The 20,531-nt window shown below is 63.1% G+C and carries 16 protein-coding genes; 5 read left to right on the plus strand and 11 right to left on the minus strand.

Annotated features, from left to right (window positions below; genetic code table 11):
• The first annotated feature begins 43 nt into the window (after positions 1 to 43).
• On the plus strand, positions 44 to 1,411 hold the full coding sequence (locus ACLIRY_RS21765; RefSeq protein ID WP_413207527.1) for a formimidoylglutamate deiminase: 1,368 nt from the start codon (positions 44 to 46) through the stop codon (positions 1,409 to 1,411).
• Between the two features lie 243 nt (positions 1,412 to 1,654).
• Positions 1,655 to 2,419: a histidine utilization repressor gene (gene hutC / locus ACLIRY_RS21770; RefSeq protein WP_413207528.1), complete on the plus strand. Its 765-nt coding sequence runs from the start codon at positions 1,655 to 1,657 to the stop codon at positions 2,417 to 2,419.
• 25 nt (positions 2,420 to 2,444) lie between these two features.
• Here the strand turns inward: hutC and ACLIRY_RS21775 are convergent, their stop codons facing one another.
• The 11 genes from ACLIRY_RS21775 to ACLIRY_RS21825 form a co-directional block, all read right to left on the minus strand.
• On the minus strand, positions 2,445 to 3,143 hold the full coding sequence (locus ACLIRY_RS21775; protein WP_413207529.1) for a phosphoribosylanthranilate isomerase: 699 nt from the start codon (positions 3,141 to 3,143) through the stop codon (positions 2,445 to 2,447).
• A 10-nt stretch (positions 3,144 to 3,153) separates the two neighbouring features.
• Positions 3,154 to 4,569, minus strand: coding sequence for an FAD-binding oxidoreductase (locus tag ACLIRY_RS21780; RefSeq protein ID WP_413207530.1), 1,416 nt, complete (start codon positions 4,567 to 4,569; stop codon positions 3,154 to 3,156).
• A gap of 2 nt (positions 4,570 to 4,571) precedes the next feature.
• Entirely contained in the window at positions 4,572 to 5,405 is an 834-nt protein-coding gene (locus ACLIRY_RS21785; RefSeq protein ID WP_413207531.1) for an amino acid ABC transporter ATP-binding protein, read from the minus strand.
• Positions 5,402 to 6,076, minus strand: coding sequence for an amino acid ABC transporter permease (locus ACLIRY_RS21790; RefSeq protein WP_413207532.1), 675 nt, complete (start codon positions 6,074 to 6,076; stop codon positions 5,402 to 5,404). The genes ACLIRY_RS21785 and ACLIRY_RS21790 overlap by 4 nt, the downstream gene beginning before the upstream one ends.
• Positions 6,077 to 6,088: 12 nt before the next feature.
• A complete protein-coding gene (locus ACLIRY_RS21795; RefSeq protein ID WP_413207533.1) occupies positions 6,089 to 6,736 on the minus strand; it encodes an amino acid ABC transporter permease in 648 nt (215 codons plus the stop codon).
• Positions 6,737 to 6,848: 112 nt separating this feature from the next.
• Entirely contained in the window at positions 6,849 to 7,763 is a 915-nt protein-coding gene (locus ACLIRY_RS21800) for a transporter substrate-binding domain-containing protein (protein ID WP_413207534.1), read from the minus strand.
• 63 nt (positions 7,764 to 7,826) lie between these two features.
• Positions 7,827 to 8,687 carry a UTRA domain-containing protein gene (locus ACLIRY_RS21805; RefSeq protein ID WP_413207535.1) on the minus strand — a complete coding sequence of 287 codons (861 nt, stop codon included), beginning with the start codon at positions 8,685 to 8,687 and terminating at the stop codon, positions 7,827 to 7,829.
• Positions 8,684 to 9,703, minus strand: coding sequence for an isopenicillin N synthase family dioxygenase (locus tag ACLIRY_RS21810; protein ID WP_413207536.1), 1,020 nt, complete (start codon positions 9,701 to 9,703; stop codon positions 8,684 to 8,686). The genes ACLIRY_RS21805 and ACLIRY_RS21810 overlap by 4 nt, the downstream gene beginning before the upstream one ends.
• A gap of 306 nt (positions 9,704 to 10,009) precedes the next feature.
• Positions 10,010 to 11,809 (minus strand): SpoIIE family protein phosphatase, encoded by a 1,800-nt coding sequence (locus tag ACLIRY_RS21815; RefSeq protein WP_413207537.1) that lies wholly within the window; start codon positions 11,807 to 11,809, stop codon positions 10,010 to 10,012.
• A gap of 167 nt (positions 11,810 to 11,976) precedes the next feature.
• Positions 11,977 to 12,984, minus strand: coding sequence for a DegT/DnrJ/EryC1/StrS family aminotransferase (locus ACLIRY_RS21820; protein WP_413207538.1), 1,008 nt, complete (start codon positions 12,982 to 12,984; stop codon positions 11,977 to 11,979).
• A 211-nt stretch (positions 12,985 to 13,195) separates the two neighbouring features.
• Complete coding sequence (locus ACLIRY_RS21825; protein WP_413207539.1) at positions 13,196 to 14,815, minus strand: tetratricopeptide repeat protein; 1,620 nt, start codon at positions 14,813 to 14,815, stop codon at positions 13,196 to 13,198.
• Between the two features lie 209 nt (positions 14,816 to 15,024).
• Here ACLIRY_RS21825 and ACLIRY_RS21830 point away from each other — a divergent pair, with 209 nt between their 5' ends.
• From ACLIRY_RS21830 to ACLIRY_RS21840, 3 genes are all read left to right on the plus strand, one after another.
• Positions 15,025 to 16,854, plus strand: a complete 1,830-nt coding sequence (locus tag ACLIRY_RS21830; RefSeq protein WP_413207540.1) for a tetratricopeptide repeat protein — start codon at positions 15,025 to 15,027, stop codon at positions 16,852 to 16,854.
• 250 nt (positions 16,855 to 17,104) lie between these two features.
• Positions 17,105 to 18,208, plus strand: coding sequence for a hypothetical protein (locus ACLIRY_RS21835; protein WP_413207541.1), 1,104 nt, complete (start codon positions 17,105 to 17,107; stop codon positions 18,206 to 18,208).
• A gap of 621 nt (positions 18,209 to 18,829) precedes the next feature.
• Positions 18,830 to 20,503, plus strand: a complete 1,674-nt coding sequence (locus ACLIRY_RS21840) for a flagellar hook-length control protein FliK (RefSeq protein WP_413207542.1) — start codon at positions 18,830 to 18,832, stop codon at positions 20,501 to 20,503.
• The last annotated feature ends 28 nt before the right edge of the window (positions 20,504 to 20,531 follow it).

Here is a 20,531-nt window from a genome sequence, read left to right on the forward strand (position 1 = left end):
TTCATTCGATGATGCAACAGTGATTCGCAAGGGGAGTTTTCCGGTGGCCAACCTGCATTTCCAAACCGCCCTCATCGAGGACACTTGGCGTGACAATGTGCGGATCACCACCGGGGATGGCCTGATCTCGGCCCTGAGCTGGGACAGCCCGCCAGAGACCGCAGAAGGGCCCGGGGACGAGCGTCATGCCATCGCCCTGCCCGGCGGGACGAGCCTGCACGGCCATGCCTTCCAACGGGGCATGGCCGGATTGGCGGAGGTTCGGGGACCGGGGGCGGACAGTTTCTGGAGCTGGCGGGAGGTCATGTACCGCTTCCTCGAAGGGATGACGCCCGACGACCTGGAAGCCATCGCCGCCCTGTTGTACATGGAGAGCCTGGAAAGCGGCTTCACCCGGATCGGCGAGTTCCACTACCTGCACCACGGCCCCGATGGCGCCGCCTACGACGACCCGGCGGAAATGGCGGGACGGATTGCGGCAGCGGCCTCGGCCACGGGGGTGGGGCTGACCTTGCTGCCGGTTTTCTACGCCCATGGGGGTTTTGGCGGCGCCGCTCCCTCCAGCGGACAGAGACGGTTTCTCAACGACCTGGATGGCTTTGCCGCCCTGTTGGAAGGCTGCGACCGCCACCTTGCGAACCAGGACGGCGCCGTCCTGGGGGTCGCGCCCCATAGCCTGCGGGCCGTCACACCCGAGGAATTGACGGTCCTGGCGGGCCTGCGCCCCACCGACCCGATCCACATCCACATCGCCGAACAGGGGAAGGAGGTTGACGACTGCCTCGCCTGGAGCGGCGCCCGCCCGGTGGAATGGCTGCTGGACAACGCCGCCGTGGACGGACGCTGGTGCCTCGTCCACGCCACCCAGACCACACCGGGGGAGGTCCTGGCCCTGGCCCGCTCAGGCGCCGTCGCGGGGCTCTGCCCGATCACCGAAGCGAACCTGGGCGACGGGATCTTCGACGCCCTGCCCTTCGTCGAGGCCGGGGGGCGCCTGGGGGTGGGCAGTGACTCGAATGTGCGCATCAGCCTGCCCGAGGAACTGCGCCTGCTGGAATACGGCCAACGCCTGACCCACAAGGCCCGGAATCTGCTGGCGCCAAAGGGGGAATCCACGGGCCGCGCCCTGTTCGACCTCGCCCGCGAGGGCGGCGCTCAAGCTCTGGGCGTTTCGGGCCGGGGATTGGTCGTTGGGGCTCCGGCGGACATTGTTTCGCTGAAGGCCGACCATCCCCTTTTGCTGGCCCGCTTCGGGGATGCCCTTCTGGACTCCTGGATTTTTTCGGCGGACAACGGGGCCGTGGATTGCGTCTGGACCGGAGGCCGCAAGCGGGTTGAGGGGGGCCGTCACCGGGACCGCAGTGCCATCGAAGCCCGCTTCGCCCGCACCCTGCGCCGCCTGTTGTCGTGAACAAAAACCGTCGAGAGAACAGGTGAAGCCAAGCTTTGTTCTCGATGAATAGATTGTTTTTATGTGTCATTCCCGCGCAGGCGGGAATCCAGGGTTGATTTCGGTGCCATCGCTGAAAGGCGTCCCTGTCGCGTCAATCGCTTCCGTCTCCTGTTCCCACCCTGGATCCCCGCTTTCGCGGGGATGACGAGGGGAGAGGAGAGGAAAGACGGGGGTGACGGAGCGAGAAAGGACGCGAAACAGATGAAACCGCGCACGAAACAGTCCGATGAGAGGCCCCCCGCCATGCCCCCCAAATCCGCCAACCCCGCCAGCCCCCTATATGAACAGGTGAAGGCCCATATCCTGGCCCGCATTGGCTCCGGCCTCTGGCCAAGCGACCGGCGTATTCCCTCGGAAAACGAGTTGGTGGAGGAGCTGGGTATCTCGCGGATGACCATCAACCGGGCACTGCGCGAACTGACGGCGGAGGGGATTTTGACCCGAGTCCAAGGGGTCGGCACCTTCATCGCCCCCCCAAAGGTGCGGGGCGACCTGTTGGAGCTGAACGACATCGCCGGAGAGATCCGCGCCCGGGGCAAGAACCACCGGGCCGATGTGATCTTCCTGGACCGCATCCCCCTGCCCCCCGAGATCCGCCCCTCCTTCAAGGGCACCGGCCTGAAAGAGGTCTTCCATTCGGTCATCGTCCACCGGGAAGATGGGATGGCGATGCAATTGGAGGAGCGCTACGTGAACCCGGCCCTGGTGCCCGACTACGGCGACCAGGATTTCACCCGGACGACGCCCTACGAGCATTTGGTGCGGGCAACCCCGGTGACGGAGCTTGAGCATGTGATCACGGCCATCGCCGCAGACGACCGGGTGGCCCATCTGCTGGAAATCCCCCCCGGCGCCCCCTGCCTGCTGCTGGAACGCCGCACCTGGACCGGCGATCAGGTCGCCACGGTCAACACATTGATCTACGTGGGCGAGCGCTACTCCCTGGGGGGACGGCGCAGCCGGTAGGGCGAGCGGCCCCCACCGAAACCACTTACCTCAGATGTTCGAACCGCGAGGGCAAGGGGGTGAAAAACCGTTCCGAGGCACCGACCACGGCCATGAACCGGGCCAGTTTCTCGGCGTCCAACTGGCCGTCCGTCCGCACCCCGGAACAAAGGTCAAGGCCATAGGGGCGCACCCGATTGATCGCCGTGCCCACGTTCTCCGCCGTCAGCCCGCCAGCCAGGAAGACCGGCAGGGAGCTGCGGTCGACGAAGGTGCGGCTGATGCCCCAGTTATGGACCCGCCCCGTTCCGCCCAATTCCTGCACCTCCGCCGACGGACGGCCACTGTCCAGAAGGAAAGCATGTACATGGGGCGTATAGGGGCCGATCAGGGACAGGCACGCGGGACCCTCCACATGGATAACCTGGATTCGGCGGATCCGGGGGATCAGGCGGGCGAGTTCGGCGCTTTCGGCCGGGTCAATCTGGGTGACGATCTGAACCGCCAGCGCGCCCACCCGGTTGACATGGGCGGCGATGCCCTCCGCCGTGGTTTCCGCCGTCAACAACACCGCCGAAACCGGAGGCGGTACCCAGGCCGCGATCTCCCCGGCCGTCGCGTCGTCGATCACCCCCGGGCCAGAGGGCATGGCGCCGACCAACCCCACCGCGTCCGCGCCAAGGCCGATGGCCAAACGCGCTTCCTCCTGACTCGCGATACAGCAAACCTTGACCCGTGTTCGCATTGTGCCCCGGCTATTCTAAGAACAGCTTCCCTGGATTCATCAGGTTAAAGGGATCCAAGGCCCCCTTGATGGTTCGCATCACCTCCAGGGCCTCTCCCACTTCACGGGCCAGAAGGCCCCTCTTCCCCAAGCCAATACCATGCTCCCCCGTGCAAGTGCCACCCATCGCAAGCGCTCGCAGACCAAGGGATCGATCCAAACGCTCGGCCTCAGCCAGTTCTACTGGGTCATCCGGATTAAACACAATCATTAGATGGAAATTCCCATCGCCCACGTGACCGACGATGGGCGCAGGCAGGGGACTCGCCTCCAACTCCTTATGGGTCTCGGCGATGCAGTCCACCAAACGGGAGATCGGCACACAGACATCCGTCGGCAGCCCCTTGCACCCCGGGCGCACCTGAAGCGCCGCATAGGCCGCCATATGCCGGGCGTGCCACAGCTCCCGCCGGGCTTCCTCGGTCTCGGCCCAATCGAAGCCGCCGCCGCCAAACTCATCGGCCAGGGAGCGGACAATGGAAATTTCCGCCTCCACAGCCTGCGGCGACCCGGCAAATTCCAGGAAAAGGACCGGGCTTTCCGGGAAGCGGGTCTTGCAATAGGCGTTGATGGCCGCGACCTGGGCGGTGTCGGCGAACTCGATCCGCGACATGGTGACCCCGCATTGCTGGGTCGCCACGACACAGGACACGGCGGATTCCAGATCCGGGAAGGCGCAGACCGCCGCCGCGACCTTCTCTGGGATGGGAAACAGGCGCAGGGTCAGTTCGGTGATGACCCCCAAAGTCCCCTCCGCCCCGATCATCAACCGGGTCAGGTCATAGCCGGCAGAGGATTTGCGCGCCCGCGACCCGGTGCGAATGATGCGCCCGTCGGGCAAAACCACCTCCATGGCCAGCACCACATCCCTCATGGTGCCATAACGCACCGCATTGGTGCCACTGGCCCGAGTCGAGGCCATCCCCCCCAGAGTCGCCTCCGCCCCGGGATCGATGGGGAAGAACAGCCCCTGATCCCGCAGAAAGGCGTTGAGCGCCTGGCGGGTCACACCGGGCTGGACCGTGCAATCCATGTCCTCGGCCCGCACGGCCAGGACCTTGTCCATGCGTGACAGGTCGACGCAGATCCCGCCCTCGACCGCCTGCACCTGCCCTTCCATGGAGCTGCCCGCACCGAAGGGCACCAGGGGGATCCGGTGGCGCCCGCAAAGGCGGACCACCTCGGCCACCTCGGCGGTGCTCTCCACAAAGACCACGGCGTCGGGCAATTGGGTGGCATGGAAGGATTCCCCATGCCCATGGTGCGCCCGCACCGATTGGGAAAGGACCACCCGCTCCCCAAAGAGCCCCGACAACTCGGCGATAGCGGCCTCGGCGGCGGGATGGCGATAGGCGGGGGAGGCGGGGGAGGAAGAGGGGTCGGTCATGGTTAGAAACTGTTGCGCTCGTGGTAGGTTTGCAGGAATTGCCGGACCCGGGGTTCGGCGGACTCGTGGAACACTTGGCGGGGGGGACCGTATTCCACGATCCGCCCACCGTCCAGGAAGGCCACCCGGTCGGCCACATTGGCCGCGAAGCCCATCTCGTGGGTCACCACCACCATGGTCATGCCTTCAGCGGCCAGATCCTTCATCACCTGCAAGACCTCGCCCACCAGTTCGGGATCCAGGGCAGAAGTCGGCTCGTCGAACAGGATCACATGGGGCTCCATGGCCACCACCCGGGCAATGGCGACGCGCTGCTGCTGGCCGCCGGACAGGCGCGACGGATGGGCGTGCATGCGCTCGGCCAGCCCCACGCGGGTCAATACGGCCTCGGCCTTGGCGGTGGCTTCGTCCAGGGGAAGGCCCTTGACCTGGACCAGGGCCTCGCGCACGTTCTCCATGGCCGTCATATGGGGCCAGAGGTTGAAATGCTGGAAGACCATGCCGACCTCGCGCCGCAGCTCCCGCAGCTCCCGGTTCTTCATCTTGCGCCGGGGAAAGCCCTCGGTATAGCCGACCAGACGGCCTTCCATACGCACTTCCCCCGCATCGTAGCTCTCCAGGAAGTTCATACAGCGGAGCAACGTGCTTTTTCCCGAGCCACTCGGGCCAATCAGGCAGACCACCTCGGACCGATGGACGGTCAGGTTGATGTCCTTGAGGACCTGGACCTCACCGAAGGACTTGCTCAGATGGTTGATGGAAATGATGGGATCAACCTCCGAGCCCCCGTCGACTGAGAGAGCGGCCTCGGGAGAGGGGGAAGACACTTCGGTCATGACACGGCCCCGGCTTTTTGAGTCAAATGGGTGGTGAGTTTGCGTTCGGCCCGGCGGCCCAGGCGGGAAACGACCTCCACCAGCAGCCAATAGAACAGGGCCATGACAAAAATGGTCTCGAAGGCGGCGAAGGTCTCTGCGGCCATGGTCTGGGCCTCGTACATCAGTTCCGGCACGGTGAGGATGGAGAGCACGACCGTCTCCTTGGTCAAAATAATCATCATGTTGACCAGGGCCGGCAGGATGGAAATCAACATGGTGGGCACCACCACCCGACGGAGGATCGCCGCCGGTGGCAAGGCCAGGCTTTCCGCCGCCTCGACATACCCCTTGGGCACGGCGGCAAATCCGCCGCGAAAGATCTCGGCGAAATAGGCGCTACCGTAGATCCCCAAACCCACGATGCCCGCCGTGGTGGCATCGAGACGAATTCCGATGAAGGGACCACCGGAATAGAGCAGAAAGAGCTGCACCAGGAAGGGCGTACCGCGCACCACCTCGATATAGGCACGCAACACCCAGGTGAGCCCAGGGATCGGCAGACGCCGCGCCAACGCGACGATGAAGCCAATGAGCATGCCCAGCGCAGTGCCCGCAGCCCAACAGAGGACCGTCATGCCAAAGCCGCGCAACAGAGACGGGCCATAATGGGCGAACAAATCGTAATCCATCCTCGCCCCTCCCTAGGATCGGGCCAGGCGGCGCTCGACGAGCACGCCCAGCAGCGCCAAGGCGCCGTTGATGATCAGGTAAATGAGACCGGCTGCCATATAGGCCTCCAGGGGGCGATAGGTGCTCGACGCCACGGATTGGCTGACCCGGGTCAGTTCGGCCACGCCCACCACGGAAATCAACGAGGAGGCCTTGAGCAGCAGGATCAACTCGTTGACCAGCGCCGGTACGGACAGGCGGAAGGCCTGGGGCAGAAGGATGCGCCGCCAAATGGCCCCCTCGGAAAAGCCCAGGGCCAGGGCCGCCTCCCCATGGCCATGGGGAATGGCCAACAGGGATCCACGATAGATCTCCGACACATAGGCCGAGGACGCCAAACCCAGGGCACCGATGGCAGCCACCAGAGGCGGCACATCAATGCCGATCAGGGGAAGCATGTAATAGATCAGAAGCAGTTGGATCAGGAGGGGCACGCCCCGGAAGAAGCTGACGTAGACCGCACCGAGGGTTTCCCCCGTCCGCCCACCGGAGATCCGGCCCACACAAATGAGGGCGCCCAGAATCTGACCCACCAGGATCCCCGCCAGGGAGACCGCGACGGTCATGACCGTGCCCTGCAGCAGATAGGGCAGATTGCGCGTGACGACGTCCCAATTCATGGACAGGGCCGGTCCTTCACTTCAGGGGACAGGGGAGACGAAGCCGCAGAAAGGGGCGAGAGAGAAACCCCCTCCTGCGGCTTCCCGGTCAACTGATCGGAGAGAGGGCCGATCAGAAGGAGGGAGCGGGAACCTCGGAGGGCAGGTCAATGGATTGACCCAACCACTTTTCCTGAATCTTGGCCATGCGGCCATCGGCGCTGATCGCCACCAGGGCCGCGTTCACGGCCTCGCGCAGGGACTCATCCCCCTCCCCCTTGCGGGTCACCCAGGAGAAATAGGTCGGCTTGCCAAACGGCGGCAGAACGACGGTGAAGGTCTCCGGCCGCTGGGAGGCGGCATAGGACAGATTCGGCAGGGAGTTCACCGAAGCGTCCACCCGACCCGCCGCCAAATCCGCATAGGATTGGTTGCTGTCCACATATTCGTTGAAGCTCACGTCGCCACCGAGGGTCTCGGCGTATTCTTTCACCTGGGCCAGCTGGGAGGTGCCCTTGCCACCACCAACGGTTTTTCCGACGATATCCTCGGGCTTCATGATGCTGTCGTCGCCGGTCCGTTTCATCAGGGCTGCCGTGGCATTGGCGATGGGCACGGTAAAGCCGTAGCGCTCCATACGCTCCTTCGTGATGGTCACCGGCGCGATCACCAGATCAAACTTTCCGGCTTCCAGACCCGGCAGGACGCTGGTCCAAGGCAGATCCTGGTATTCCACCTTCAGACCCATTTCCTTGCCGACCTCATCGATCAGATCGCGGTTCAGGCCAATGTACTCACCGCCTTCAATCATATCGAAGGGGGGGAACTGCATTTCGGTTCCGGTCTTCAGGACGCCCGCGGCCTTGACGTCGGCCAGGGTGTCGGCCTTGGCCGAGGGCGTGACCGCCATCAGAACGGCCAGGGCGGCACCCGCCAGGGCCAGGGACTTCAAGGTCGCCCGACGGCCAAGGGCCGTCATGTTCTTGCTGCGGCCAAGGGCCGTCATGTTCGTGCTGCGGCCAAGGGTCGGAAAAGTCGTCTTGCTCATGTCTTCGATGCTCCTGTGAAGAGAGGGCGAAATTTGTACGCACAATAAAGACCAATGGGCGGATCAAGGTCCAGAGCCGTCTCCGGACCCCGGGGGAAACGGAGAGGTCTCCGTCCGAGCCAAGCCTCCATCGAGCCCCAGTTCGGAGACGGTGGAGGACCGCGTCGTGCCCCGCAGCACATACCGCTCCCCGACGGAGAGAAAGCGCACCAGCGTAACCGGTCGCCCCAGGTTCTGGGTCCGCCGCTCCACCAGCAGGCAGGCATCGCCCCTGTCGATTTCGAGCAGGGCTGCCATTTCAGCAGACGCACCGACAGCACGCACCGTATGATTCGCGGTCGACCAGGGCAGGTGATCGGCCAGCCAACGCCCCGGCGGCGTGTCCCGGAAATCCTCGTCCACGGCATCCGGAGCCACGGCGAGATTGATCCAGCGCCGTTCCACCTGGAGAGGAACCCCATCGCCGAGGTGGAGAACCTCCAGTTCCAACAGGGGGGCGCCCTCGGCCATGTCGGTCCAGCGCAGACCGTCGCGGCCGTTGATGACCTCCCGCCGGTCGAGGATCCGGTATTGGTAAACCCCGCCGCGTTCCGCCACCACCTCTCCAATATCGGGGATCGGCAAGGTGAAACTGTCCCGCCGCTTGGCCGCGACAAAGGTCCCAGCCTTGCGCCGCCGTACCAGGAAGCCTTCCTTGGCCAGGGCCCCGATGGCCTTATGGGCAGTTTGCCGCGACACCCCAAGGGTCTCGGCGATCCGCTCCTCGCTGGGCAACCGATCCCCCACCGCCAGGGCCCCATCCAGGATCCGCCGGGCAAAGGCCCGTTTGACCTGAGCGAACAGGGGACCCTTGCCATCCAATTGAACGGAGAGAGCCAGGCTTTCGGCGGGATCCAGGCCTTTGGTCGGGTCCAGAAAGGTCATTGAGCCTGGATCTCCGGAATCTGGATCTCCCGGATCCCCCCCTCCCCCGTTTGCGCCTCCTTTTCCTTGCGATGGCGACCGGATTCGACAATCCGCCCCCAGATGTGATCTCCCGCCGCGATCGGAGCATGACGCGGCGCCTCAGACCCGTTCCGGGCGCTCAGAATATCCCGGGGATCAACCGCCGCATCGTAGGAAGGGTCGTAGAAGCTGGCGATGGAGAACCGCTCCCGGTTAGAGGTGTTTCGCACACGGTGGGCATTGGACAGGAAGTGGTCGTTGGTCCAACGCTGCAGCAGGTCACCCACATTAATGACAAAGGACCCCGGAACCGGTGGCCCCTCCACCCATTGGCCGTCCCGGTTCAGCACCTCCAGCCCGCCCACGTCGTCCTGGTAGAGCAAGGTGATACAGCCATAGTCCGTGTGGGGGGCTACACCATACTGATCGGCTCCCATCTCCTCGGGTTGGGGCGGGTAGTAGATGGCCTGAGTCCGTTGCAATGGCTTGGCATAGCGGTCCTTGAAAAAGCTCTCCGGCAGGTTCAGGGCCAGGGCCACACCGCGCAGCAAATCGGCACCGCAGGCGCCGATGGCCGCGTAATAGGCTTCCATCGCCGGGCGAAATCCCGTCGGCGTCTCGGGCCACTGGTTCGGACCGCGCAAGGGTTGACCGGCAACCACATCCGGGTCGTCCTCGGCCAGCTCCAAACCGATCTGGAAGAATTCCTTGAAGTCGGGCCTCTCGGCCCCATACATCAGCGCTCCGCCAGCGCCATGGAACCCCCGAAAGGTCTTATTGGCCTTCGTCCTGGCCTTGACCTCCAGGGGTTGGTGAAAGAAGGCCAGGGATTGGGCAATCGCGGTGTCGATCAGGATTTGGGACACCCCGTGGTTCACGATGTAGAAGAATCCGGCAGTGGTGCAGGCTTCTGCGATTTTCCGCCCGACGGCCACCCGGCGCTCCAGATCCTTGGACCGCAAGTCGGTCACATCGATGATCGGCAAATCCCTCACGCCCCCATCCCTTCCCACTATCGACATGCAAGAAACTTCGACCTTCGAGCCCCAAGACCAGGATCAGGGTGACGGCGCGATGGGTTTATTTTGTACGTACATAATCCCACGTCAATCTGAAATGCCACTTTTTAGACATCAAATTTCATGCGGCTATTTTTTGTGCGTAGCACCATGGAGGCTTTTGTGCGCAGCACCATGCCGCCCCCTTCGCCCCTTCCGATTGAGCACCGGAGCCAGGGCCACCCAGAGCGCTCAACCGCCCCACTCCAGCGTCTATTCATTGGATGAGGCGAGCCGATACCCTCACCGTTCCACCCAGACGCAGGTCAGGTCATCGGGCAAATTGCGTGGCGCCAGCGTGTGGAAGGCATGGATCACCCCGGCCAACCCCTGTCGCAGGGACAGGCGGGACAGACGCCCGCTGAACACATGCTCTACCCCTTCGATCTCCCAGGGGTTTCCCCCCGGTTGTAAGGGGGTTTCATAAAGGGCATCGCTGTAGAGCAAGAGAACCGAGTTCGGAGGGAAATCCATGACCTGGGTTTCATAGTCCACGTCATCCAGGATCCCCAGGGGCAGCCCCTCTCCGTTGCCCCGGATCACCTCTTCCGTCCGCTTCATGCCGATCAGGGGTGGCGGCGCGGCGGCGGCGGCATAAGTCAATGTATCGGCAGCAAAATCAATGACGCCATAGAACATGGTCGCGAAGTGCTCCACGGCCAGGACCTCCACTAGGAAGTCGTTCAGTTCGGACAGCACCTGAGCCGGATCGTCGGCCGGAGCCCGGGCATCCCGCAAAAAGGTATGCAGCCGCATGGTCTGTAAGGCTGGCCCCACCCCGTGGCCGGAGAAATCAACGGTGAAGACAGCCACCCGGGTTTCATCGAGATCCCGCAAGCCCCAATAGTCCCCCCCCAATTCCCCACAGGGCTCGTAATGGGATTTGATAACGCAGCCATGCCGTTCGGCCACCTGAGCCAGCCGGTCCTCGGTGGGCAACAGGGAGAGCTGGACACCATGGGCAATTTCCAGGTCTCGCTGGGTCCGCTCATGGTATTCCCGCAAATTGCGCAACAGGGCGCCATGTTCCATCATGGACCGGGCCAATTCGCCGAACAGGGGACCATCCACGGGTTTATTGAGGATATGCGAGGCCCCGGCCCGAAGGATCCTATTCCGCTCCTCCCGCTCCAGGGCTGTGGTGACGGCCAGAATGGGCAGGTCCTGGTATTGCGGATCGGCCCGCAAGGTTTCCATGATCTCTAACCCCCCGATGCGAGACAATCCCATATCGATCACCATGAGGTCCGGCTTCAGATGCCGGGCCATCTCCAGGGCCGAAGCCCCCTCGTTGGCTTCCACGAACCGGTAGGCGCCCCCCCTGGCGAGATACCCTTTCAGCTCATTCCGAATAATCGCATCCCCATCGGCGACCAGCACCAGCTCCCCCCGTCCCGGGGGAGCCTCCACGATGGCGGGGCAAGCGAACCGCAGCCGCAGCCGCCGCCCCTCATCCTCGTGCTCGGCGCCATCGGACACGCGGGCCATAAGGGCGACCCCCCGCCCAGAGAGGGCCAGGGAGGCAGGCGGAAACAACTCCAGCACCTTGGGATCGAAGCCATCGCCCTCGTCCTGGATCGTCAGATCCAGATGCCCGCCGTCGCGACGGAGTCCCACCACCACCAGACGGCGGTTATAAGGAGCCTCCTTCAGCCGTGCCTCGATCTCTACCCAAAGATCCTTGCCGGGGTCCAAGTGGGAGGACAGCCCCAAATTCCCGTGGAGAGCAGCATTGACCAGGGCTTCCTGGGTCGCCGTCCACAGGTCGTCTGCGCGACTGGCCAGGGTCGGCGCCTCTCCCAAGATCCAGGAAACCACCAGATCCGGCATCAGCCCCGCCAGGGCGGCCCTGACCGATAGAACGATGCCACGCCCCGGCAGGCCCAAAGCCTCGACGGCCAGATCCCGGGCATGGGGATCCCCCCACAGGGTCGCTTCCAGCCCCACTCGCGCCCGGGAGTCCCTAAGGGCCATGGGATTGGCGGCCTCGAACGGGACCAAACCATGTTCATCTTCGGGATCAGTTGGCTTGGGAGGGCGCATGGCGTCAGTGCGGTCCTGCAACGCGGAGAAAGCAATCACCCTGGGAGACCACAGCCCTGGGAAAGCACGACCACTGTCACAGGGCGGTCAGGCGACAGCAGGGCATCAGCTCCCCAACCACCGAAAATCATACTGCCCGGCATCCCGACAGCGCAACTGGCGAACGCTCAGGATCCAGCCAGGGCGGCAATGACCTGTGCCTGCAAGGAAACGGGGATCTGCGCATAAACCGGCAGGGATATGGCCTCCTGGCTCCAGGCCAAGGCGTTGGGCAGATCCGTTTCAACCGTCCGGTCGCCGTCCAAAGCGCGGAGCACAAAGGGGCGGAAGGCCCGCTCCTCCAGGCCCAAAGCCGCGAGCCTGTTCCGCGCCGCCGAACCGCCCCCCAAGGCCAAGGGGATCCGTATTACATATTGGTCGTAGACATGGGTCGCCTCAATCCGCTCTTGCGGAATCAAAACCCCCAAGGGCACCAGCGCCGCGTCATAGCGCAACGCCACGGACTGACGGCGCAAAATCCCTCCTTCCAGGCCCCGCATACGCAGGCGGGCGACGGCCGCCCGCACCCCATCCATGGGCAAGTCCAAAGCTTTTGCCAAATCCCGCGCCCGGCTATCCAACAGCGGATCATTGGTCACCAGAATTCCAGCGGGTCCCAGGGCGGAGAAGGTTCGATCCGCCCCCAGGCAGAAGAGTCCCATCTTGCCGGCACTCCCACATCGACGCCCATTCAAGGCGGCACCAACAGCCTCGGACGCATCTTCGATCATCGGCAGGCCATGGGACCGGGCCACCGCAGCCAAACCAGGAAGATCAGCGGAATGTCCAGTCCGATGGGAAACCAGAACCGCCCCTGCCCCTAAGCCTCGACTCGAGGCCAAAACACGCTCCAAGGCGACCGGATCCATCAGCGGATGGCGACTTTCCACATCGACAGGAATCGCCCGAATTCCCAAGCGAAACAAAGCCGCATCGATTGTGGCATCGGCAAAGGCATCAACGAGAACCGCATCGCCCGCCCCGAGCCCCAACACCCTTAAAGAGAGCTCCAACGCCGTAACGCCCCCGGACAAGGCCAAGGCATACCCCACGCCTAACCATCGGGTAAAAGTTTGCTCCAATAGGTTTAATTCACCGTGGATTCGAGCCGGTTCCACTTCCGTGGACCGGACCATAACTTGCCTCAGGTCCCCTTGAATTTCCCGAATACCCGCTAGGGAATCTTGGAGTAGAATAGAATCTCTTCCGATCACTGCCGTTTCCTTTTCGTCAACGATCGGGACGCTAAGCGTCTTTATTCCCGTGGTAAAGCTGTAGATATCCCCAATTCGTCATTAAAAGTGGAAAAACTAGACCGCCATTTCGCGGAATCTTGGAAATTTTCTCTTATTCCGAGCAAAGACTTCCCGTAGCGAGAAAATCTTTCACTTTTTCCACACAAGCGCGCCACTCCCCCAAAGTTGATTGCCGCACCAGACGGAGAGACGGATACCAGGGGGTATAATCCCGTCCCCTTCCCCACCGCCAATCGCAATGGGCGGCCAAAAGCAGGACACAGGGACGGTTCAGGGCCCCCGCCAAATGGGCCACGCTGGTATCCGTGGTGACCACCAGATCAAGGCGCTCCATAATCGATGCCGTGGCGGCGTAATCTGCCATCCAGGGCGCCAGATCTCTGATCAAGGGAGAGGCGACCTCCGCCAGCCGTTGGGCAGGCGGCCCCTTTTGTAAACTGAATGCACGAACCCGGGCCCCTTCGGCCAAAGGCAGAAGATCGAGAAGGTCGCAGGCCCGGGTGCCGTTATCGGCGAAGTCCGGATTTCCCGACCAGCAGAGCCCGATTTTGAGGACAGGAGAGGTCCCAGCGGTGATCTCTTCCAAAGGAGGCGGAACGACGGCCCCCTCAGGCACAGACAGATAAGGCGGCGCTGGCTGGCGCAGCCCCGCATACCCGATCCCCAAGCGATGGGGCAGACTGAAGGCCCTGACCCAAAGATCGTGCCCCCCCTCCTCCACCGCACCAAAGGGAAGCAGGCGCTCCACCCCTTCCAAGGTGGAGAAAAGGGACAACAGCGGAGGGTGGACCTCCAGGATGACCCTGGCCCCCATGGCGGTCAATCGGGGCATCCACCGCACCGCCTGGATCATGTCGCCCGCGCCCTGCTCGGCTGCCACCAATAACCGTTTACCCTCCAGACCGCCCCCGGTCCATTCCGGCCCCGGCGGGTCGGGCAGGTGCCAAGCCTCGCGACGGCGGCGCCACTCATAGGCGGCAAAGCCCTCTTCGTAGCGGTCGAGAGTCAACAGCAGATTGGCTCTGTTCCACTGGGCATCGGCCAGGGTCGGATCCAGGGTCACCGCCCGATCCTGAACCTCCAAGGCTTCCTCCACCCGATCCAGGCGGCGCAGCACCACCCCCAGGTTCGTGGCCACCCTGGCGTTTGTCGGGTCGGCAATCCAGGCGCGGCGCAACAGGGCTTCCGCCTCCGCCATGGCACCGTGGCGCGCCTTCAGGTTTCCGAGGGTATAAAGGGCCGGGCCATGGTCTGGAGCGAGGGTCAGCAGACGGTTGTGGAGGGCCACAGCCTCCTCCCATCGGCCCCCGTCGTCCTTCAACCGGGCGAGGTTGAACAGGGTTTCGATGCGCCCCGGCTCTGCGGCCAGGGCAGCGGCCCAAGCCGCCCCTGCCGCCTCCCGCAGTCCTGCCCCCTTCAGCGCCACTCCCAGATTATGCAAGAGCTGGGGATCTTTCCCAGCGCGCGCCAGGGCCTGACGGAACAGCATGGCGGCTTCCGCAGAATTTCCCCGCTCCTCGGCCTTGGCCGCCAAAATGGCAAGCAGCCGGGGATGGTCTCCATCCACCGACAAACCCATGCGGGCCAATTGCTCCGCCCGCGCCCGATCCCCCTGACTCCAGGCGGCTTCGGCACGGTCTGCAATGGAGTCCAAGGCCACGATGGGATCAAGAGCCGCCGTCGGATCCTGGGCGTTGTTTTCATCACTCATAAAGACAGTTTGGCTTGCCCCGGAACCATCGGCAAGAGCCACGACACCGGTCCCAGTCAAACTCAGGTAAACCACAGCCTCCCTTGCAAGACTCTTCGGAAAGGGCGACCCTGACGATCGTCGTTTTTTGCTCTCGATTTTCTGCCCCGTTTCACCCGGACGCCCCGGCGCCCCTTCTGCCTCTCCTTCGTCCCCATAATGGTTCCACCATGTCCGCCCTGGAGTCCCTGACCGCCCGTGCCGACGCCCTCCTGTCCGCAGGAGCCCTGGCAGAAGCCCGCGATCTCTATCGATCAGCCCTGGCACTCGAGCCACGTCACTCCCCGGCCCTGGCAGGTCTGGGCCGCATTCTCCTGGCTGTGCACAGACCGGACGCGGCGGTGGAGCCCCTGACCGTCGCCCTGGAGAACGCCCCCCATAGGCTGGACATCCGGGCTGATCTGGCCATGGCCTTGGCCCGAACGGGCCAAAGCGAGCAAGCCCTGGACATCGCGACCCCGCTGCCACCGACCGAGGGAGCCTTGACCTTCCGCGTCGACCAACTGGAAGCCCTGGGTCGTCGGCAGGAGGCCCTCGCTCTCCTTGCCGAGGCCCGGTCTCTCTATCCGGAGAGTCGGGAGCTGATACGCCGCCAAGGCATCCTCACCCGACGCGCAGGCAGGTGGGAAGAGGCGGAACCCTGCTGGCGGGCCCTCGTCTTGCAGGACCCCGAAGACGCCAGCGCGTGGTCCAGCCTGGGCACCACCCTCGCCGCCCTGGGCCGGGAAGCCGAAGCAGAAGCCGCCCTGACCCGAGCGACGGACCTGGCGCCAGAGGAGGCGGACTGGTGGTACAACCGAACCCATGTCCTGATCGAACGGAACCAGTTGGAAGAGGCCTTGCCACTGGCCGAGCGCGCCGTTGCCCTGGCTCCAAACCGCCCCCATTGCCTGACCAACCTGGGGATCTGCCGATTGGGGTTGGGCGACCTGGAAGGAGCCCTGGAGGCCCACGAACAGGCCGTCGCCCTGGATCCGAACGAACCGGAAGCGCGATATGATCTGGCCTGGGCCCAATTGACCGCAGGCCAGTGGCGCGAGGGCTGGCGCAATCACGAAGCCCGCTGGCGCATGCCCCGCTTCACCAGCCGCCGCGCGCCCTTGCCCGGCCGCCCCTGGGACGGCGCCCCCTTGGCGCCCGGCGAAACCCTGCTGTTACATGCAGAACAGGGCTTGGGGGACGCCCTGATGATGGCCCGTCTGGTACCCGTGGCAGCCGCTCGGGCGCGCGCCAAAGCGGGTCCGGCGGCCCGGGTCATTCTGGAGTGCCATGGAGAGCTGGTTCGTCTCTTCGCAAGCCTGGACGGACCGGATGAGGTCATCGCCCGGTCCGAGGCGCCCCCTACAACCGACGCCCAAATCGCCCTGATGTCCCTGCCGCATATCCTTGACGTGACCGCAGACCATATTCCCGGCACTGCGCCTTGGCTGTTTCTTCCCTTTGCCGATCCAGCAGACCCGGCTCCGGACCGGTCCTCCCCTGGTCACCCGAGCCCGACCAGGCCGCCTCGGATCGGACTGGTCTGGCGGGGGGCCCCCGACAACCGCATGGATAGCCTGCGCAGTTGCTCCCTCGAGGCCTTCGCCCCCCTCCTGAAACGACGCGATATCCAATGGCTTTCCCTGCAATGGGACGAATCAGACCTCTCCTTTCCCCACCTGGAAAAGGGTTTGGTGGGCGTGCGCGATATGGCCGGTACCGCGCGGGTGATTGCCGGATTGGATCTGGTGATCGGAGTTGACACCTCCGTTATTCACCTGGCTGGCGCTCTGGGCAAGGAAGCCTGGGTTCTGCTGGCGCGGGTCCCCGACTACCGCTGGATGCTCGACCGAACCGACAGTCCCTGGTATCCTCGAGCGCGCCTCTTCCGGCAAACCACCCGGGGAGACTGGAGCGACCCGATAACCCAGGCCGTCCAAGCACTGGCACAACGCCACCCTCCGGCAGCCCCCTCGTGCATCGACCCAAACGAAGGCTTCAGCCGAAGTTTGGACAGGTGATGCATAAACAAAGACTTCGTGCACGGACCGGTGAACCTTTTGACTGCGTCGGCGCACGAGCCAATCCAAGGACCGAAAGGCGGATTCACCTTTCGCAGGGACTGACTCCATGATAGGATTGGAACTGGACTACTTTACTCGGAAGCCGTCCGGGTTATGCCCTTCCAGTCGACCCTCCAGAAAGTGAGGGGACGGGGTGGGGTGAGAAGCAAACCGCACGTCCGGCTGAAAGCCGGGTGAGAGGCCCGTTATGATAACCGCTCTGAATGCTGGTGGCCTTTCCTTTGGCTCTTATCAGCAAGTCGCCCTCGACAATATGATCCAACGCGCCGCCAACGCTTTGCAAAAAAAGCAGGAAAAGCTGACGGCGACCTATGAGAAAAAGAACGACGCCATCACGAAGGAATCGGATCGCCTCGTCAAGCTGTCGTCCAACATCAAATCAGCCCAAGTGGCCATTCAAAATGGCACGGAGGGAATCGAAGAAGTCCAGGGCTATTTGGATGACATGCGAAGTGCCCTTGGCGAGATTGAGCGGACCAATTCAGACTACTATCGGGATCAATACGACGAAGCCTTGCGGAAGCTGAACTCCGCAGTTGATAGCTATTCTCCAGCGTACAATCCCATTGGCAGAGTACAAGACCGATCCACCTGGACTCCCAACGACATAACTTACAATGCAAGCTTCTCGGGAAGCACCACCACCCTGAATGGCGTCTATATTGGCGCAGACTTTCGTATCGAAGACGAGAGCGGAACGACATGGATTCCCGACTTATCCAGCCAGACCTTAACGGAATACACGTCCTACAACACACAGAAACCGAGTGACAGCGACAGCACCGGGCGCACCACATCAACATCAACTGGTATCACTGCAGCCAGCCCCCCGGATGCCAACGGCAACCAAACCTTCACTATGATCATTGATACTCAGGAAGTCACTGTCACCGGTAAAGTTGTTAAAGGTGGGTTGGGCATAACCGGAAAGTGGAACCACAACAATCTCGCCACACCGGAGGACATCCAAAGCGCATTGGACGAGTTGAACGCCGCCAGCTCGAAAATGGACGCCGCTCGGGCCCAGATGACCACCAACGAACAGGTCGTGAAAGGCCACGAGAATGGCATCAAGAAAAAACAGGATGATCTGAAAGGCGAGCAAAAGGACGCCCTGTACGAAAGCCTGGAGGGTATGACCGACCTGGAGCAGGAATACGACCAGCAGGTGGCCGCCATGCAGCGGAACCTGGAAGCCATGTCGTCCCAACAACAGGCCTACTTAAGCGTTTTCAAAAGCTCCCTTGCCAGCTCCGGCAACAATCCCCTGTTCGTGGACATGAACGTCTAAAGCCCCCTCAAACGAAGCTTTTCGCTTGAGGGGCTCAGGTGACATCTGCACACATCACACAACTCCACAGGGCCCTCGATCACCCCGCCTCAAGTTGATGCCGATTTGAGGTGCGGTTGATCTAAAATTTTATCCTTATACAAAGCGGCGCGGGTTGACCCCCTCGCCGCTTTTCTTCGTTCAAATGCCACGCAGGCTTTACCGCGCCAAAAGGCGCGGTGGACACTTGGCATGAGTCCCTGGAAAAACCACGAACAAACCGGGCATTTTTTTCCTCCCCCATACCGGCAAGTTCGGCCATCAAACCCAATTCCAACACAGACCAAACCTAAGCACTCAAATTATTTCCATTTACTTTCAACAACATGAGCAATTCTTCGAGTTTGGCCCAGGGCTTGCACCTCTGTTCCCGCCGGTCCACGACCAAGGAGCGGCGACAGGACGATGTGAACCGAGGATATTCAGGCCATGGATGTGAAAACAGTCACCCACAAGCAGCAGACCGCTGCCACCGACTTGGTCCCGAGCAAGTCCTCTGAGTCCAGTCAGGCTGGCAAGGTCTTCGCTGATCTTATCAGGAAATCCATAGGCCAAATGGATTCAAGCTCGGTCTCGACAGAGATGTCCCAGACCCTGATAAGCACCATGGATCAGGTCAAGGCAGCCCAAAATCAGAAGCGCAACGAGGCGGACAAGCACCTTGCGAGCGAGCGGGACGACCGTCCCCGTGACAAGGTCCAAGCCCGCGACGATGATCGGGATGACGCTCCCCGGAAAGACAGCCGGGTTGAGGACAGGTCCCGAGATGACACCGTCGACCGCAAGGACGCCAAGCCGAAGGTACCCGATCAGCCCACCACCGCAGTGAAGGACACCCAGGGCGACACGTCCCCGCAAGACGCCGCCCAAGGACCCCAGTCAGCATCGACAACAGCGGATGGATCAATAGACCAAGACACCTCACCTGCAGACACAGTTCCTCTGGCCGAGGCAACCGCCGATGCCACTGAAACGGCCCAGGTTGCGGTTGCCCCCGCCCTGTCCAACGACGCCAAGGCGCCAAAGGCCGAGGTCAAGGACCAAGCCACCAAAGGCGTCGCAGCCACGCAACCCACAGATGGGGTTGAACCGGACGCGCAAGGTCCCGTTGATGCGAAGACAGCCAAAGCCAATGCGGAGGCCCAGAAAGCGGCGGCCAGCACCGCCCAGGCAGCGGCCCAGGGTGCAAAGCCACAGACGAAGGATACCACAGCCCAGGAGCAGGCCTCACAGCTGGCCAAGACCCTAGACCCAGACGCCAAAGTCGAGGTCAAGGTCCGAACCACCAATCAGGCTCCCCAGGACACCAAGGCCATGCAGGCCCAGCAGGCAACCCAGCAGGCCCAAAAAACGGCGGGCTCTCCCGATACGGCCAACCAGGACAGCGGTGCTGGTGCGGGGGGGCACCACCGAAACGGGGCGGCCTTTGGCGGCACGCAAACGCCTCTGCAACAGGCTCAGGCCAGCGCCCAAAATGCCAATACCAGCCCGGGCAATGCCAATGGGGGACAGAGCGCCGACGCCCAAGCCCAGACCACCTTCGAGCGGCAGATGATCGAGCAGCAGGCTGCGGCCCAAACGGCCGCTCGCCAGGGGGGACAGGCAGAAGCCCTGTCCCGTGCCGCCACCCGTCAGGCAACCCAACAGGGCCAGGCCCAAGCGACCCAGACCGCCTCCGCCCAAACCACAGCTCAAACCGCCACCCAACCTAAGGCAGACCCCATCGCCCCAGGGGTCCAGACACAGGTCACCCAGCAGAGCCAAACCGCCAAAAAGGCACAGGAACCCCAACGGCCCCGCCAAAACCCGGAAGCCCAAAAGGTGCTCGATCAGGTCAAGGTCAATATTGGCAAGGCCGTGGACCGGGGATTGGATCGGATCACCGTCCAGTTGACTCCCAAGGCTCTGGGAAAAGTTGAGGTCAAAATGGAGGTCGCCAAGGACGGCAAGGTCCATGCGACGGTCACCGCAGATCACAAGGATACCTTGGAAACCCTGCGCAACGACGCCAAGGGGCTGGAGCAGGCCTTGAAGGATGCGGGGCTGAAGGCCGACTCCGGAAGCCTGAACTTCCAGTTGCGCGGTGAAGCCAATCAATTTGCCCAGACCGGCCGAGACCAACCTGGTCAAGGCCAAATGGGCGCAGGCGGCCCCGGTAACGGCGCGCCCACCGAACAGGAACCAGACCCCAACGCCATGGAGGCCGCCCGCGCAAACCGGGCCACCAGCCGGGGCGGTGTGGACATCCGCGTTTAACCAGAGCGACGACGATAAAGGACGAAAA

The organism is Rhodospirillum sp. A1_3_36 (assembly GCF_047263945.1).
Taxonomy (GTDB): domain Bacteria; phylum Pseudomonadota; class Alphaproteobacteria; order Rhodospirillales; family Rhodospirillaceae; genus Rhodospirillum.

Coding starts and splice junctions, on each gene's coding strand:
- ACLIRY_RS21775 (WP_413207529.1), bottom strand. CDS start 3,143: ATGCGAACACGGGTCAAGGTTTGCTGTATCGCGAGTCAGGAGGAAGCG.
- ACLIRY_RS21835 (WP_413207541.1), top strand. CDS start 17,105: ATGATAACCGCTCTGAATGCTGGTGGCCTTTCCTTTGGCTCTTATCAG.
- ACLIRY_RS21830 (WP_413207540.1), top strand. CDS start 15,025: ATGTCCGCCCTGGAGTCCCTGACCGCCCGTGCCGACGCCCTCCTGTCC.
- ACLIRY_RS21805 (WP_413207535.1), bottom strand. CDS start 8,687: ATGACCTTTCTGGACCCGACCAAAGGCCTGGATCCCGCCGAAAGCCTG.
- ACLIRY_RS21795 (WP_413207533.1), bottom strand. CDS start 6,736: ATGAATTGGGACGTCGTCACGCGCAATCTGCCCTATCTGCTGCAGGGC.
- ACLIRY_RS21785 (WP_413207531.1), bottom strand. CDS start 5,405: ATGACCGAAGTGTCTTCCCCCTCTCCCGAGGCCGCTCTCTCAGTCGAC.
- hutC (WP_413207528.1), top strand. CDS start 1,655: ATGAAACCGCGCACGAAACAGTCCGATGAGAGGCCCCCCGCCATGCCC.
- ACLIRY_RS21820 (WP_413207538.1), bottom strand. CDS start 12,984: ATGGTCCGGTCCACGGAAGTGGAACCGGCTCGAATCCACGGTGAATTA.
- ACLIRY_RS21780 (WP_413207530.1), bottom strand. CDS start 4,569: ATGACCGACCCCTCTTCCTCCCCCGCCTCCCCCGCCTATCGCCATCCC.
- ACLIRY_RS21840 (WP_413207542.1), top strand. CDS start 18,830: ATGTCCCAGACCCTGATAAGCACCATGGATCAGGTCAAGGCAGCCCAA.
- ACLIRY_RS21815 (WP_413207537.1), bottom strand. CDS start 11,809: ATGCGCCCTCCCAAGCCAACTGATCCCGAAGATGAACATGGTTTGGTC.
- ACLIRY_RS21825 (WP_413207539.1), bottom strand. CDS start 14,815: ATGAGTGATGAAAACAACGCCCAGGATCCGACGGCGGCTCTTGATCCC.
- ACLIRY_RS21800 (WP_413207534.1), bottom strand. CDS start 7,763: ATGAGCAAGACGACTTTTCCGACCCTTGGCCGCAGCACGAACATGACG.
- ACLIRY_RS21790 (WP_413207532.1), bottom strand. CDS start 6,076: ATGGATTACGATTTGTTCGCCCATTATGGCCCGTCTCTGTTGCGCGGC.